This is a genomic window from Cytobacillus sp. GQ23 (assembly GCF_059758675.1).
This window is the reverse complement of sequence record NZ_JCAXER010000003.1, coordinates 91223-106566: the sequence shown is the minus strand read 5'-3', so window position 1 is coordinate 106566 and position 15344 is coordinate 91223. Positions and strand designations below refer to the sequence as shown.

Annotated in this window: 16 protein-coding genes; all 16 read left to right on the top strand. The window is 42.4% G+C overall.

What is annotated here, in order from left to right; translation table 11 throughout:
• Positions 1-45: 45 nt before the first annotated feature.
• The 16 genes from AC6CHU_RS03475 (at position 46) to rnhB (ending at position 15331) form a co-directional block, all read left to right on the top strand.
• Positions 46-1644, top strand: coding sequence for a DUF8809 domain-containing protein (locus tag AC6CHU_RS03475; RefSeq protein ID WP_498120056.1), 1599 nt, complete (start codon positions 46-48; stop codon positions 1642-1644).
• A 5-nt stretch (positions 1645-1649) separates the two neighbouring features.
• Positions 1650-2654, top strand: a complete 1005-nt coding sequence (locus AC6CHU_RS03470) for an AAA family ATPase (protein ID WP_498120054.1) — start codon at positions 1650-1652, stop codon at positions 2652-2654.
• The gene (locus tag AC6CHU_RS03465; protein WP_498120052.1) at positions 2654-3520 is read left to right on the top strand and encodes a DUF58 domain-containing protein; all 867 of its coding nucleotides are present in this window, start codon (positions 2654-2656) and stop codon (positions 3518-3520) included. Before AC6CHU_RS03470 ends, AC6CHU_RS03465 begins: the two co-directional genes overlap by 1 nt.
• 7 nt (positions 3521-3527) lie before the next feature.
• Positions 3528-5300, top strand: a complete 1773-nt coding sequence (locus tag AC6CHU_RS03460; protein WP_498120050.1) for a vWA domain-containing protein — start codon at positions 3528-3530, stop codon at positions 5298-5300.
• Complete coding sequence (locus AC6CHU_RS03455) at positions 5284-8052, top strand: VWA domain-containing protein (protein ID WP_498120048.1); 2769 nt, start codon at positions 5284-5286, stop codon at positions 8050-8052. The genes AC6CHU_RS03460 and AC6CHU_RS03455 overlap by 17 nt, the downstream gene beginning before the upstream one ends.
• Positions 8053-8194: 142 nt before the next feature.
• Positions 8195-8527 carry a putative DNA-binding protein gene (locus AC6CHU_RS03450; protein ID WP_159862641.1) on the top strand — a complete coding sequence of 111 codons (333 nt, stop codon included), beginning with the start codon at positions 8195-8197 and terminating at the stop codon, positions 8525-8527.
• 12 nt (positions 8528-8539) lie between these two features.
• On the top strand, positions 8540-9892 hold the full coding sequence (gene ffh / locus AC6CHU_RS03445; RefSeq protein ID WP_159862642.1) for a signal recognition particle protein: 1353 nt from the start codon (positions 8540-8542) through the stop codon (positions 9890-9892).
• Between the two features lie 110 nt (positions 9893-10002).
• Positions 10003-10275: a 30S ribosomal protein S16 gene (gene rpsP / locus AC6CHU_RS03440; protein ID WP_009330784.1), complete on the top strand. Its 273-nt coding sequence runs from the start codon at positions 10003-10005 to the stop codon at positions 10273-10275.
• An 11-nt stretch (positions 10276-10286) separates the two neighbouring features.
• Positions 10287-10517, top strand: a complete 231-nt coding sequence (locus AC6CHU_RS03435; RefSeq protein ID WP_159862643.1) for a KH domain-containing protein — start codon at positions 10287-10289, stop codon at positions 10515-10517.
• A gap of 152 nt (positions 10518-10669) precedes the next feature.
• Complete coding sequence (locus AC6CHU_RS03430; protein ID WP_159862644.1) at positions 10670-11056, top strand: YlqD family protein; 387 nt, start codon at positions 10670-10672, stop codon at positions 11054-11056.
• Between the two features lie 12 nt (positions 11057-11068).
• Positions 11069-11587, top strand: coding sequence for a ribosome maturation factor RimM (gene rimM, locus AC6CHU_RS03425; protein ID WP_498120045.1), 519 nt, complete (start codon positions 11069-11071; stop codon positions 11585-11587).
• A 2-nt stretch (positions 11588-11589) separates the two neighbouring features.
• Positions 11590-12327 carry a tRNA (guanosine(37)-N1)-methyltransferase TrmD gene (gene trmD, locus AC6CHU_RS03420; RefSeq protein ID WP_201306477.1) on the top strand — a complete coding sequence of 246 codons (738 nt, stop codon included), beginning with the start codon at positions 11590-11592 and terminating at the stop codon, positions 12325-12327.
• Between the two features lie 135 nt (positions 12328-12462).
• Complete coding sequence (gene rplS / locus AC6CHU_RS03415; RefSeq protein WP_009330779.1) at positions 12463-12807, top strand: 50S ribosomal protein L19; 345 nt, start codon at positions 12463-12465, stop codon at positions 12805-12807.
• Positions 12808-13006: 199 nt separating this feature from the next.
• Positions 13007-13558: a signal peptidase I gene (gene lepB / locus AC6CHU_RS03410; protein ID WP_159862647.1), complete on the top strand. Its 552-nt coding sequence runs from the start codon at positions 13007-13009 to the stop codon at positions 13556-13558.
• A gap of 44 nt (positions 13559-13602) precedes the next feature.
• Positions 13603-14475: a ribosome biogenesis GTPase YlqF gene (gene ylqF, locus AC6CHU_RS03405; RefSeq protein ID WP_498120042.1), complete on the top strand. Its 873-nt coding sequence runs from the start codon at positions 13603-13605 to the stop codon at positions 14473-14475.
• Positions 14476-14560: 85 nt separating this feature from the next.
• Entirely contained in the window at positions 14561-15331 is a 771-nt protein-coding gene (gene rnhB, locus AC6CHU_RS03400; RefSeq protein WP_498120040.1) for a ribonuclease HII, read from the top strand.
• Positions 15332-15344 lie beyond the last annotated feature (13 nt).

Genomic DNA, 15344 nt, shown 5'->3' with positions numbered 1-15344 from the left:
GCAAATCCCAAGGGGACGGGTTTGCCCGAAATTCATAATAAGGGAATGATATCGGTGGAAGACCGCAATCAATATGTTAGACTCTTAAAACCGGTAAAAAGACAGCTCCTGTTTCAGCTGGTTGTTAAGGAATTTCAGGTTTTCCTTTTAACAGCTGCTGTCCTGGCCTTTTTTCTTATGATTGCAGCAAGATTTTTTGTTATCCCGTACCTGCAAAACTATTTCCTGATGATTATATTACTCTCAGCACTTTTCGCTATTTTTAAAATTTGGAAGAAACGGCCGGACATAACTCAGGCGGCATTACTGTTCAATAGGTTTGTAGCCAACGACAGAGTCATTACTGCCCATTCTTTCCTTGAAAATAATGATATTCTCGCAAGATTGCAGCTGGCGGATGCAGTCAAACATATGAAAAAGGTTCACCATCAGGTTTTAGGCAGGAAGAAGGTTTTCATTCTTCCCAAGCATCTTTTAATTTGTTTGGCTTTATTTGGGATGGCGATGTTTTTATACATGCTGCCGGGAGAGAAAATGGAATTGGCCCAAAAGCGGGAGAAGGAAATGGAGATAGTTAAAGAAGCCAGAGAGGAACTTGAGAAAAAAGCCGAGAAGGAAAAGAATCCTCAAGTAAAAAAAGCATTACAGGAAGCAACAGAGAAGATTGCAGGAAAAAAGTCAGCTGAGGAAGCTTTGAAAGAATTAGAGAAACAAACAAAAAGCTTTGAGTTAAAAGCAATTAAAGAAAAAGAGAAATCATTAGCCCTGGAAACTATGAAAAACAATCTTGAAAAGAACGGGTTAGAACAATTAAGCCAAATGCTGAAAGATAAAGATCTGGCTTCATTTGGAAAAGAGTTGTCTAAGCTCAACAAACAGAATGCGAAACTTAATGAAGATCAGAAACAGGCCTTGAAGGAGCTTACTGGCAGTGAAACACAAATATCCGAAGAAGAGCTTTCAAAACTTCTTGAACAGCTGGAAAAAGCTATGCATTCAGAAGAGCTTTTAAAACAGCTGGCTGCAGCACAAGATGCACTTCAGAGTTCAGGACTATCATTACAGCAGCAGATGGCAGCGAATGGAATGCCGCCTGGCCAGCTTGCATTCGCTCCGCCTGGACAGCCGGGCAGCTCTGGTAACACTTCCAATATGCCTCAGCAAGGACAGCAGAATAATTCAAATCAGCAAAATAATCAAAATCAGCCTGGAACTAGCTCAAATAACGGAAATAGCAGCGGGTCAGGAACAGGAACCGGGAATGGCAGCGGTTCAGGCTCCGGCTCCGGAAATGGTTCGGGATCTGGTGCAGGGACAGGTTCAGGCACAGGCACAGGTACGGGAAGCGGTCTTGGAGGAGGTGCAGGACACGGACAGGGATCCAGGGATCTGCTTACCATTCCATCAGGAATGGAAGGAAAGAAAAATATTGAAAATGATAACGGCAGTCTTGGACAGGGGACTTCTGGCCAGCAGTTTGAAGGGGATGGCCCTGTTTTAAAAGGAACGATCAGACCTTACAGTGAAGTGTTTGGGAATTATCAGAATTCATATAGACAGAGCACAGACCGGTATAAGCTGCCGGCTGATTTAGAGGAAATTGTTAAAAATTATTTTACAAGTATTGATCCGGATAAGGAGTGACTTCAATGTCCGCAACACAGGAAAAAGAGCAGCAATTCGCACAAGCAGCAGATATTATTGCGAAAGTGAAGGATGAGATTCAATCATTTATAGTGGGACAGGAAGAGGTAGTCGAACAAGTATTATGGAGCATTATCTCCGGCGGTCATGTATTGCTTGAAGGATTGCCGGGTCTTGGTAAAACGATGCTCATTAAGACTATTGCAGAAGTGCTGGATCTGAAATTCTCCCGCATTCAATTTACTCCTGATATTATGCCATCAGATATAACGGGAACCATGCTGCTTCAGCCAGACGATGCAGGCAGGCAAACATTCAGTTTTCATAAAGGGCCGATATTCGCCAATATTATCCTGGCAGATGAAATTAACAGGGCCACACCTAAAACACAAAGTGCACTGCTTGAGGCAATGGGAGAAAAAACAGTTACCATTATGGGTGAAACAAAAAGGATGGAAAATCCATTTTTTGTTCTTGCAACTCAGAACCCAATTGATATGGAAGGAACTTACCCTCTGCCGGAGGCTCAAACGGACCGGTTTCTATGTAAAATAAATGTAGCTTATCCGACGCAAGCTGAATTAAAAGAAATTGCCCGGAGAACGACAGGTGTACTAAAAACTCATTTAAATAAAGCAGCTGGACTGAATGATGTAATTGTTCTTCAGGAACTTGCAAGAGAAATCCTCGTTTCAGAGGAGATCCTGGATTATGCTGTATGGCTGATCACAGCCACACACCCGGATTCAGAGTATGCACCCGAAACTGTTAAAGAAAACGTCCAATATGGCAGCGGTCCCCGCGGCCTTCAGAGTCTCATAAATATGGCAAAGGCAAGGGCATTGTGCTCAGGCAGGTACAATGTTTCAATAGGCGACCTAAAAAGTGTTGCCTATCCGGTTTTACGCCATCGTCTCATCTTAAACTTTGAAGGAGAAGCAGCGGGGATTACAGCAGATTCGATTATAGAAGCTCTGATAAAAGAAAATTTCCGGGGAGCTAATAGCTGATGAACAGCCATCAAATCCTTCTTGGAAAGCTGCAGAAGCGTAAAATTTCTGTAAAGACTAGGAAAAGAGGGTTTCATTCAGGTTCCAGACAATCACATAAATTCGGATCTTCCATGGAATTTTCTGACTTCAGGGCATATCAGCCTGGAGACGATATCCGGCAAATAGATTGGAATGTCTTTGGCAGGACACAAAAACATTATATTAAACGTTTCCTGGATGAGCAGGAACTATCTATTGCTGTTTATCTGGATGCCACTTCATCCATGACCAAATTGGAAGAAAAATGGGAATACGCCAAAGCGCTGGCTGCTGCTTTGAGTTTTATGATTCTTTCCGGGGAAGACCGTCTCCTGTTTTCACCGGTTTCTTCTTCCGGCTCACAGCCTATCAAAAGAAAAGGGTCTATATACAGCAGGCGAACATTCATGGAGATCCAGAAAATAGAACTATCAGCCCTTTCAAGTAACTTTCTGGGCAATCTAAAAGGCACTCTTTCAAGACATCAGCAGCTTGCTGTAATAATAGCCGATGGCTTTGAACCGCTTCAGGAATGGGAAATCCTGTTTAGGATGTTAAGAGGGCTGAAACAGGAGTTCTGGCTATTTCAGGTCCAGGCCAAAGAAGAAATAAAACCGTCATATTCTGGAGACGTAAAGTTAATTGATAGTGAAAGGGGGGCCGCTGTAAATGTGAGTATGAGTCCTTCCGTATTGGCCGAATACGAAAAGCGTTTAAAAGAACATAATGAACAGCTTGAGATTCTATGCAAACGGTATGGCGGCCAATATATCTATGCCCCTGAAACAAGAGATCTTCAGACAGTTCTTTTCAGGGATCTGTATGCGAAGGGGCTGGTCAGGTGAGAACAAAATGCAATTCTTAAATCCTGTATATTTTGTTTTATCCATTTTTATCGGAGCGGTTGTCCTATTTTATTTCTTTCGGAAACAGTATACAGAAAAGACCATTTCCTCCAATTTGCTCTGGGAACAGGTGCTGAATGAGTGGCAGGCTTCCCCTTGGCTTAAAAAACTTCAGCAGAATCTGTTATTTTGGCTGCAATTATTGGCACTGCTATTATTGATGCTGGCTCTTGTGCGTCCGTTTTGGCTTGAAGATTCATTAAAAGGAGAACACATAATCATCATTATAGATCCATCTGCCTCTATGTCGGCTGACAGCGGAGGGAAAAGCCGTTTTGAAATCGCAAAAGAGGAAATGCTTGGCCTTGCGGGAAAGCTTAATGGCCAGCAAGTAAGCTTGATTCAAGCAGGAGAGAAAAGTGAGATTCTCTTAAGCAGGGAAGATGATTCAAATGCTATTCGAAGAACTATTAAGAAGCTGGAGCTTACTTATGAACATGAAAATATGGAAAAAGCCATCTTATTGGCAGAATCCCTATCTTCAGGAAAAGACACCGCTCTTCATATTTTTTCAGATTCGGCTGCCAAAAAAGATTTTATGAAGGAATCGGCCGGTCTATACACGGTGGTACATAATATTGGAGAGAACGCAGCAAATGTGTCGCTGCAGTCATTCGGGACAGCGGCCGCGGGTGATCGTATTTCAGCAGTTGCAGTGATAGAAAACCAGTCTTCTGAAAATATAGAGACAGGCGTTACAGTAAAATCTGAGGAAGAAGTACTGTTTGAACAGAATGTATCATTAAAAGCAAAAGAGGATATAACCGTTCAAATTAAAGATCTGCCGGTAAAACCTTATTACGAGGCAGCTATCACCATTAGCGATGGCTATAGTGCAGATAACTCAGCAGCCTCTATTTACACTGACCCAAAACCAAAGGTTTACACTATGGGAGATGTAAATCCATTTGCAGTGAAAGGCTTTCAAACTATTGGTGCCGAACTGCTGCAGACAGATCCGTCTGCCCTCAAAGGCTTGGAAATGAAAGGTGTCGTTGTAGCTGAAGGAAGCACATTATCAAAACTTCCAGAGCTGCCGATGATCTTTTTCAATACAAGCAAAAATAGAATAAAACTTGATGAAGCAATTACAGGTGATGATGATCGGCTTTTGGAATATGCAAATTTTGAGAAGGTATATATCAGTTCTGCATCCGCCGTTCTGAAAGGGGAATGGGAGACTGTATTGAAAAGCGGGGATATTCCTTTAATTCAGAAGGGAATGCATAATGGGCAGCCAATAATTATCGTCAATTTTGATCTGGCTGACACAGATTGGCCTCTCCTGCCGGGTTTTCCAATCTTTCTATATAACTCTTACCAGTGGCTATCCCAGCAATCAGAATTCCTTGGGTATTTCAGCTCCGGAGAAGAGAGATGGATTAATATAGGCAATGGAACTGGAAGCTGGGAAATTTTCAATAATAAAGACGAAAATCTATACTCTCTAGATCTAAACGAGGAAACCTTTAAAGCTCCTATAGCCCCCGGAACTTACCAGGCGGTATCAGGGAATCAGATTTATTATTTTTCCGTCCTTCTGGATGAAAGAGAGAAAAGTGCAGGAACAGAAGAATCCTTTACACTGAATGCAAAATCATCTGAAAAAAACAGCATGACCCAAAGGCCAAATGAAAGTTTCTGGTTTTGGCTTTCTTTAATAGCTTTAATATTGATTGCTATCGAATGGGAGGTATATCGCCGTGGGTATAGAGGTTAAATATCCCTTCCTGTTACTGCTCCTGATCCCTGCTGTTATTATCGTCTTTTTATTTATTCGAAATCAAAGGGGACAAGGAAGTGAAAAGTTTTGGATTGCCGGTCTAAGGCTGGTTATTTTCTCTTTAATCATTATTGCACTGACCATTCCCCAAGTACTCCTTCCCGTCAAAGGGCAGACTGTCATATTTCTGGCTGACCGTTCTGCAAGCATTGGCTCAAATGAGGAAGCACTGGCCTGGATAGAAAACAGCACCGGCTACAGGAAAAAGGATGATCAATTTGCCGTTGCGGCTTTTGGAAAAAATGCAGTGCTTGAACAAAATTTGGGCAGAAACCGTGAAGTTATATCCGAATTTAATGGGATGGCTGACAACTCTCAATCGAACCTGGAAGCGGGCCTGCAATTTGCCGCTTCTCTCATTCCGAGGGAGTCTTCCGGCAGAATTGTCTTGATGTCGGACGGGAATGAAACGGAAGGAGAAAGCCTGGCAGCAGCTGCAATATTAAAAAATCGGAGTATCGAGATTGACCATGTTCCACTAAGAACAGCAGCAGGTGAAGATGTTTCAATCTCAGAATTAGACGTTCCTCCTTCACTATATTTAGGGGAAGAGGCTCCGATTACAATAGAAGTTACCAGCAATATTGCCAAGGAAGCTGAAATCAGACTTTCTGTAAATCATAAAGAAGTTTTAAAGGAGACTGTTCAAGTAAACGAAGGGAAAAACATTTATACGTTTACCCACAAAGCGGATACCGCAGGGTTAACAGCTTATAAAGCAGAGATAGCAGCAGACCGGGATGCCTATACTGAAAATAATACCCTTCACTCGATAGTGAATGTGAAAGGAACTCCTAAAGTTCTGATTGTACAAGGAGAGGACGCCGGTGATATTTCAAATCTGTTAAAAGGTTCTGGCCTGGAGACAGATACGGTTATTCCAGAGAAGCTTCCGACCGTTCTGTCGGGCTATTTGCAATATCAGTCGATCATTTTTAATAATGTCCCCGCAACAGTTATTTCAGCGCGGCAAATGACACTGATGGAGAAGGCGGTGAAGGAATTCGGCACTGGTTTTATCATGTTTGGCGGTGAAGAAAGCTTCGGTCTGGGAGGCTATTTTAAAACGCCGATTGAGAAATTGCTTCCGGTGGATATGGATATCAAAGGGAAGAAAGAAATGCCCTCCTTGGGTCTTGTGTTAGTTATGGACCGTTCCGGAAGCATGGCAGGAAATAAAATCGAATTGGCAAAAGAGGCGGCTGCCCGCTCTGTTGAACTGCTTCGTGAAGAAGATACACTCGGATTTATTGCATTTGATGACCGCCCATGGGAAATCCTTGAAACCAAGCCTCTCAAGGATAAGAAGAAGGCCATTGAAAAAATCAAATCCATTACACCCGGCGGGGGAACAGAAATCTTTACCTCTCTTGAACAGGCTTATAGTGAGCTTGAAGATTTAAAGCTGCAGAGGAAGCATATCATTTTGCTGACAGATGGACAATCAGCCGCAAATGGAGACTACGAGTTTCTAATCAAAAACGGGAAAGAGAAGAATATTACTCTCTCAACTGTTGCACTTGGTCAGGATGCTGATAGAGGGCTTCTTGAAGAACTTGCGGGGATGGGATCAGGGCGTTTTTATGATGTTACTGACTCTTCCGTCATACCTAGCATTTTATCTCGTGAAACCGTAATGGCTACAAGAACTTATATCGAAGACAACCCATTTTACCCAAATATACAGCCTTACCCTGACTGGTCCTCTCTTTTTGAAAATGGTGTGCCGAAGATGAATGCCTATATAGCTGCAACGGCCAAGCCGCGGGCACAGGTGCCATTGTTAAGTGAAAAAAAAGACCCTATACTTGCTGAATGGCAATATGGAATAGGGCGGACAGCGGCTTTTACATCCGATATTTCGGGTAAGTGGTCGGGAGAATGGGCCAGCTGGGAAAAGTGGCTGTCCTTTATTAATCAGCTTGTTACTAAAACCCTGCCGCAATATGAAAGTGAACCATATAGAGTTGATGTCGAGAACAAGGATGGTAAAACAGTGCTCACCCTGGAGTCTGCGGGAAGCATTTCTTTGCCCATCGAGACATCCATCGTGTCAGAAACGGGTGAACAGGTAGAAGCTAATATGAGACTTACAGCTCCAGGTAAATATGAAGCGCAGATGCCTGAAAGGGAGGGAATGTATTTTTTAAATATTAAACAGACTGATGAGAATGGAAAAGTTCAGGTTCATCAAACCGGATTTACCGTTCCCTATTCTGAAGAGTATCTGCAAAAGGGAACAAATAAAGAGCATTTGAAGTCACTCTCAAATATGACTGGAGGCAAGGAGCTGGCGAACGGTGAAGAAGCATTCCTGCCGCTGAAAAAAAAGGCAAGCACCAAACAGCCGATCAGTGAATGGCTGCTTCTGGCTGCATTCCTGCTATTTTTCTTAGAAATTGCAGTAAGGCGCTTTGGGCTTACTGGACTCGCAGCGGGAATTTTGAAGAAAAACAGAAAAGTGATAGAAAAGCCTGTGAAGATACCAAAACTTAAAGCTTCCGGAAATAAACCGTCTCCTGCCGATCAGGAGTCAGTTAGTCTTCAAAGGGAACTACCTGTAAAGGAAACACCTGAAAAAATAAAAACAAGGAAGCCAAACCGGACAAGGCCAGCAGCAGAACCCTCGCCTCAGGAAAGAGAAGAGCGGATGAAAAGACTGCTGGATGCAAAAAACAGGAAAAAATAAGTGGAATCAAAGTTGAAGGATGCCTGCTGCGATCACCCGGACGCATTACTGTCAGTACTGTAAAGATATTTTCTTGACATGCTGTGAAATTCTATGTAAACTTACTTTGTAAAGGCTTTTCACTTAACAAGGGGGAATAGGGATGCTCGAAAAGACAACGAGGATGAACTACCTTTATGATTTCTATCAATCGTTGTTAACTCCTAAGCAGAGAAGCTATATGTCCCTTTACTACCTGGATGATTTTTCGCTTGGAGAGATTGCCGAAGAATATGATATAAGCCGGCAAGCGGTTTATGACAACATAAAGAGAACGGAAGCAATGCTTGAAGAGTATGAAGAAAAGCTATTATTATTTCATAAATTTCAAGAGCGCAGCAAGCTGATTGCAGAAATAAAAGAGATGCTTCAGGAAGGTTCTCCTTCCCGAGAGGCATTGAAAGAGGCAGTGGCAGAGCTTGAGAAATTAGATTAGGAGGCGGCATAAATGGCATTTGAAGGATTGGCCGACCGACTGCAAAATACAATTCAGAAGATCCGCGGAAAGGGCAAAATCAATGAAGCGGATGTAAAAGAAATGATGCGAGAAGTTCGTCTCGCTCTTTTAGAAGCGGACGTTAACTTCAAAGTTGTCAAGGAGTTCGTCAAAAAAGTCAGTGAACGCGCTGTCGGGCAGGAAGTATTAAAGAGCCTGACGCCGGGACAGCAGGTAATAAAGGTTGTTAAAGAAGAATTAACGGAACTGATGGGCGGAGAACAAAGCAAAATTGCTGTTTCCAAACGCCCGCCGACTGTCATTATGATGGTTGGTCTTCAGGGTGCCGGTAAAACGACTACAACCGGAAAGCTTGCGAACCTGCTCCGTAAAAAGTATAACCGCAACCCGCTTCTGGTTGCTGCAGACATCTACCGTCCTGCGGCGATTAAACAGCTCGAAACGCTTGGCAAACAGCTTAATATGCCTGTCTTCTCCCTTGGCGATCAAGTCAGTCCTGTTGAAATTGCAAAACAGGCCATCGCAAAGGCAAAAGAGGACCATAACGATTATGTTCTAATCGATACAGCAGGAAGACTGCATGTGGATGAAGCTCTAATGGATGAGCTAAAGCAAATCAAAGAGCTTTCCAATCCAGATGAAATTTTCCTTGTTGTAGATGCCATGACTGGTCAGGATGCGGTTAACGTAGCACAAAGCTTCAATGATCTGCTGGGTCTTACAGGAGTTGTCCTGACAAAGCTGGATGGCGATACTCGAGGCGGTGCGGCTCTATCAATTAGATCCGTAACAAACACGCCGATTAAATTTGTCGGTCTTGGCGAAAAGCTGGACGCCCTTGAAGCGTTCCATCCGGAACGGATGGCTTCCCGTATTTTAGGTATGGGGGATGTCTTATCCCTAATTGAAAAAGCACAGGCTAATGTGGATGAAGAAAAGGCAAAAGAGCTTGAGCAGAAAATGCGCACTGCTTCTTTCACATTTGATGACTTTTTGGATCAGCTCGGTCAGGTCCGCCAAATGGGACCTCTAGATGAGCTTTTGAAAATGATGCCTGGCGCCAACAAAATCAAAGGCTTGAATAATATGCAAATCGATGAGAAGCAAATCACTCACGTTGAGGCCATTATTAAGTCGATGACTAAGGAAGAGAAAACTCATCCGGAAATCATCAATTCAAGCCGCCGCAAACGGATTGCCAAGGGAAGCGGAAGAACCGTCCCAGAAGTTAACCGTCTGCTGAAGCAATTTGAAGATATGAAAAAGATGATGAAGCAAATGGCCGGCATGCAGCAAAAAGGCAAGAAAAAAGGCGGATTTAAGCTTCCTTTTAACCCTTTCTAAGCCGCTATTTAAGCTTTTCATAACATGTAAAGAAAAAAACCTTTACAAACTAATTAACTATCTGATATTATACTATCTTGTGTGAAACTATTCGGAGGTGCTTATTTAAAATGGCAGTAAAAATTCGTTTAAAGCGTATGGGTGCTCATAAAAACCCTTTCTATCGTATCGTTGTAGCTGATTCTCGTTCTCCTCGTGACGGACGTTTCATTGAAACAGTAGGAACTTACAATCCGGTTGCTCAACCAGCGATCGTTGAAATCAATGAAGAGTTGGCTCTTAAATGGCTTCAGACAGGTGCTAAGCCATCTGATACAGTACGTAACCTTTTCTCTAAGCAAGGCATTATGGAAAAATTCCATAACGCTAAAAACGGTAAGTAATTCATTATAAGATGAAAGAGCTTATCGAAACGATTGTTAAGCCCCTTGTTGATTTTCCGGAAGATGTTCAAGTGAATGTCCAAGAAGAGGATCAGCGCGTAACCTATCAGCTTTCTGTCAACAAGAATGACATGGGGAAAGTAATTGGGAAGCAAGGGCGCGTTGCGAAAGCAATTCGGACCGTTGTTTATGCAGCAGGTTCAACAGAACAAAAGAAGATCTTTTTAGAGATCATCGAATAATTATCCTGCAGTAAGCGGGTATTACCAAAAAAGGAGGGGATTCCCCTCCTTTTTTTACAATCTATAAATATAATCATCGCCAACTAAGAATGTGACAGCAGTGTCAGTAACGCCGTTTTTTCATCCGGATTATGATTTGGGAGGCGCTGAACATGAACATTATTCAAACTGTTACAGTTAAGCAGGTGCTGACAGAGAATAGCAAGCAAGAACTGCTGGAAGGCTACGTGGCCAAAAAAAAGCAGCTGCAGAAAGAAAGTGATCAGCTAAGGTTTGAACTAAAAAAACTGGAAAAAACCAAGAAGCTGCATCCGGCCAATCTGAAGCAGCACTTTGAAAAGGAAATTCAACTGAGGCAGGAAAAAGTTCAGCTGCTGGATTTTCAAATAGAACAATTACATATGCTACCTTTAGGAAGCGAATTAAAAGAAAAAGAAGTCCAGGCGATTATCGAGGTTAAAAAGGGTACCCCCTGGGAAGACATAGAAAAAGGGAAAACAATCATCATAAAGGATGGAATTGTTGATGAAATACGCTAGAGGTGATAATACATGCAGAAGTGGTTTAACGTTGGGAAAATTGTGAACACCCACGGCATAAAAGGGGAAGCGAGAGTCATTTCCAAAACAGATTTTGCAGAAGAAAGATATAAGCCGGGAAATAAACTGTACTTGTTCATGCCGGAGGCAAAAGGAGAGCCTGTTGAGTTGACAGTAAAAGCACACCGCACTCATAAATCATTTGATCTGCTTACCTTTGAAGGATACGAAAATATCAATCAGATTGAAAAAATGAAGGGCGGCATTCTTAAAATTTCAGAAGATCAGCTTGGCGATCTTGAAGAGGATGAATTTTACTACCATGAAATTATCGGGTGTACGGTTGAAACACTTGATGGAGAAGAAATAGGAAAAATCAAAGAAATTCTGTCTCCCGGAGCAAATGATGTATGGGTAGTTAAAGCAAAAGGCGCTAAGGAGATTCTGATTCCGTATATTGGAGATGTTGTTAAGGAAGTTAATGTGGAAGATAAACTTGTGAAAATTAATGCGATTGAGGGATTGCTTTAATGATGAATATTGATGTGCTCACTCTGTTTCCGGAAATGTTTGAAGGGGTCTTGGGACATTCAATATTAAAAAAAGCGGCAGAAAACCAAGCGGTAACGTACAATGTTGTCAACTTCAGGGAGTATGCCGACAATAAGCATAAAACGGTTGATGATTATCCATATGGCGGAGGAGCAGGGATGGTTTTAAAGCCTCAGCCAATATTTGATGCGGTTGAGGATCTGCGCAGTAAAAGCGGGGCATCTCCAAGGGTTATTCTGCTGTGTCCTCAGGGGGAGCGCTATACGCAAAGAAAAGCTGAAGAGCTGGCAGAAGCAGATCACCTGATTTTTGTATGCGGCCATTATGAGGGATATGATGAAAGGATACGGGAGCATGTTGTGACAGATGAAATTTCAATTGGTGATTTTGTGCTGACTGGCGGCGAGCTTGGAGCGATGGTTGTCATCGACAGTGTCGTCCGATTGCTTCCTGATGTGTTAGGCAACCAGGAATCTCATATGAAAGATTCCTTCAGTACAGGTTTTCTTGAACATCCTCATTATACACGTCCAGCAGAATTCAGGGGCCTTAAAGTGCCGGATGTCCTCATGTCAGGCAATCATCGCCTTGTTGAAGAATGGAGAGCTAAAGAATCGTTGAGAAGAACGTATTTAAGGCGTCCTGACCTTCTTAGTGATGCAGATTTAACAAAAGAACAGCAAAAATGGCTGGATGACATAAAAAAAGAAGATAAATAACATTGAAGTTGCCGTCCAAATATGTTATGATACTTTTTGTGACTTAGGCTGAACTTGTTCAGCTTTCGTCTGATAAAGATGTTCCGCTGCAAACACAGGTTGTGCATGAGCGTCTGTTGAGAGGAGTTGAAAACGATGCAAAAACTTATTGAAGAAATCACAAAAGAACAGCTTCGTACTGACCTTCCGTCTTTCCGTCCTGGTGATACTGTACGTGTACACGTAAGTATTGTTGAGGGAACTCGTGAGCGTGTTCAGGTATATGAAGGTGTTGTGATTAAGCGTCGTGGTGGTGGAATCAGCGAAACTTTCACAGTTCGTAAGATTTCTTACGGTGTAGGCGTTGAGCGTACATTCCCTGTGCACACACCTAAGATTGCGAAGCTTGAAGTTATCCGCCGCGGTAAAGTCCGCCGTGCGAAACTTTACTACCTGCGTAACCTTCGCGGTAAAAAAGCTCGTATCAAAGAAATTCGATAATAAAGAAAAGAAGGAGCTTGTTCAATCAAGCTCCTTTTTCTTTCATGAAAGAGTAAAGTACAAATAATATTACATAAATGTTAAATAATATAAAAATAAGATTCCCATCGTGTTTATTAAGAAGAATTTTTGTAAAATAAGTAAGACAACACTTTCCATGGCAGGTTAGTTATGGGTTAGAAGAATGGTGGGGGATTAAATGGCAAAAAAGAAAAATGAATTGTGGGAATGGACAAAAGCTCTTGTAATTGCAGTTCTGTTAGCGGCAGTCATCAGATATTTCCTGTTTGCTCCAATTGTGGTTGACGGCTTGTCCATGATGCCAACATTGCATGACCAGGACCGGATGATTGTAAATAAATTCAGTTATAAAATTGGCGAGCCGGAGCGCTTTGATATTATTGTTTTCCATGCACCTGAAAACAAAGATTACATTAAACGGGTAATAGGGCTTCCGGGAGACAAGATTGAATATAAAGATGATACTCTGTTTGTTAACGGAAAACCGTATGATGAGCCTTACCTGGATGAATATAAGAAGCAGGTAATTGATGGGCCTCTGACAGAGCCATTTACTTTAAAAGAGAAGATCGGACAGGAAACAGTTCCTGAAGGGCATTTGTTTGTAATGGGTGACAACCGCCGCTTCAGCAAGGATAGCCGACACATTGGCCCTGTTGCAATGGAAGAGGTACTGGGCGATGCCGGAGTAATATACTGGCCAATTGAGGATATTCGCATCGTTGATTGACGATTATCTGCTATATAAATATATATTGGATGGAGGTGCCGGCTGTGACGATTCAGTGGTTTCCCGGCCATATGGCAAAAGCCAGAAGGCAGGTTACAGAAAAATTAAAACTTGTTGATATCATCCTTGAGCTCGTTGATGCCAGGATTCCTTATTCATCAAGAAACCCGATGATCGATGAAATCATTCAGCACAAACCCCGGCTTGTTTTATTGAATAAAGCTGACATGGCTGATAAAGAAGCAACGAAGAAGTGGATCAGACATTTTGAAAATAAGGGCATAAGAGCTCTTGCGATAAACTCCCAGGCCGGACAAGGCATGAAAGAAATTGTCTCCGCATCTCAGGAAATTCTTCAGGAGAAATTCGATCGAATGAAAGCCAAAGGTGTAAAGCCGAGGGCAATCCGGGCAATGATTGTCGGTATTCCAAATGCCGGCAAATCCACACTAATAAATCGCCTGGCCAAAAAGAATATTGCAAGGACAGGAAATACTCCCGGCGTTACGAAAGCCCAGCAGTGGATAAAGGTAGGGAAAGAGCTGGAGCTGCTCGATACCCCTGGAATTTTGTGGCCGAAATTTGAGGATCAGGAAGTGGGACTTAAGCTTGCTCTGACAGGCGCAATCAAGGATACTATATTAAATCTCCAGGATGTAGCAGTATATGCACTGCGCTTTCTGGGTGAAAGATATCCGGATCGCCTGAAAGAACGTTACCAGATCGAAGAAATCCCGGAGGAAATTGTTGAAGTCTTTGATAAAATCGGCAGGCTGCGAGGCTGTCTGATGGGCGGCGGCGAAATTGATTATGATAAGGTAACAGAACTGGTAATCAGGGAATTCCGTTCTGAAAAAATGGGGCCAATTACATTGGAGCTGCCGGAGGAAATGGCAGTCCGAAATGAAGCTGAATAATAATTATTAAGACCTTCTGTTCGCAGGAGGCCTTTATTTTTTGGAAGAAATGACGATACATAGATTAGCATAAAAAGGAGAAAACATGGAAAAGTTAACCATTCGCCAAATAGAAGAAAAGATGAAAACAATTGAATCAGAGGATGACCCATTCCTTCACTCAATTAAACAGGATGACAGAAAAGGTGTGCAGCAAGTTTTGGCAAAATGGCATTCCCGTATGTTGTTCCAAAAGAAAATACATGAGAAGCATAAAGAAATGACACGTTATGAGCGTCAGTACAGAAGCCGTGGTTTTGAATGTATTGCCGGAATAGATGAAGTCGGCAGAGGGCCGCTTGCGGGGCCGGTGGTAGCTGCAGCAGTTATATTGCCTGAAGACTTTTACCTGCCGGGATTAGATGATTCAAAGAAAGTGCCTGAACGAAAAAGAGAAGAATATTTTGACATGATAAACACTAAGGCTGTAGCTGTCAGTGTGGGGATCATTGAACCCGCGGAAATCGACCGAATTAATATATTTGAAGCAACAAAAAAGGCAATGCTATCAGCAATTGAAGGCCTGAATCCAAAACCGGATTTCCTGCTTGTAGATGCGGTAAAACTTTTAACACCTTATCCAATGGAAGCTATCATAAAGGGAGATGGCAAAAGCGTAACGATTGCTGCAGCCTCTATCATTGCAAAAGTCACAAGAGACAGAATGATGGCTGAAATAGGCAAGGAGTTTCCCCGATATGGATTTGGGAAAAACATGGGCTATGGGACGAAGGAGCATCTTGAAGCGATATCAATTCATGGAATTACGCCTTATCACCGGAAAAGCTTTGCACCGATAAAAGATTCTTATAATTAATAGAGTAGAAGGT

Excerpts from the sequence above, each read along its gene's own strand:
- rplS (WP_009330779.1), top strand. The coding sequence starts at position 12,463 with ATGCAAAAACTTATTGAAGAAATCACAAAAGAACAGCTTCGTACTGAC.
- lepB (WP_159862647.1), top strand. The coding sequence starts at position 13,007 with ATGGCAAAAAAGAAAAATGAATTGTGGGAATGGACAAAAGCTCTTGTA.
- AC6CHU_RS03475 (WP_498120056.1), top strand. The coding sequence starts at position 46 with ATGATATCGGTGGAAGACCGCAATCAATATGTTAGACTCTTAAAACCG.
- rpsP (WP_009330784.1), top strand. The coding sequence starts at position 10,003 with ATGGCAGTAAAAATTCGTTTAAAGCGTATGGGTGCTCATAAAAACCCT.
- AC6CHU_RS03430 (WP_159862644.1), top strand. The coding sequence starts at position 10,670 with ATGAACATTATTCAAACTGTTACAGTTAAGCAGGTGCTGACAGAGAAT.
- rnhB (WP_498120040.1), top strand. The coding sequence starts at position 14,561 with ATGGAAAAGTTAACCATTCGCCAAATAGAAGAAAAGATGAAAACAATT.
- ffh (WP_159862642.1), top strand. The coding sequence starts at position 8,540 with ATGGCATTTGAAGGATTGGCCGACCGACTGCAAAATACAATTCAGAAG.
- trmD (WP_201306477.1), top strand. The coding sequence starts at position 11,590 with ATGAATATTGATGTGCTCACTCTGTTTCCGGAAATGTTTGAAGGGGTC.
- AC6CHU_RS03465 (WP_498120052.1), top strand. The coding sequence starts at position 2,654 with ATGAACAGCCATCAAATCCTTCTTGGAAAGCTGCAGAAGCGTAAAATT.
- rimM (WP_498120045.1), top strand. The coding sequence starts at position 11,069 with ATGCAGAAGTGGTTTAACGTTGGGAAAATTGTGAACACCCACGGCATA.
- AC6CHU_RS03470 (WP_498120054.1), top strand. The coding sequence starts at position 1,650 with ATGTCCGCAACACAGGAAAAAGAGCAGCAATTCGCACAAGCAGCAGAT.
- AC6CHU_RS03450 (WP_159862641.1), top strand. The coding sequence starts at position 8,195 with ATGCTCGAAAAGACAACGAGGATGAACTACCTTTATGATTTCTATCAA.
- AC6CHU_RS03460 (WP_498120050.1), top strand. The coding sequence starts at position 3,528 with ATGCAATTCTTAAATCCTGTATATTTTGTTTTATCCATTTTTATCGGA.
- AC6CHU_RS03435 (WP_159862643.1), top strand. The coding sequence starts at position 10,287 with ATGAAAGAGCTTATCGAAACGATTGTTAAGCCCCTTGTTGATTTTCCG.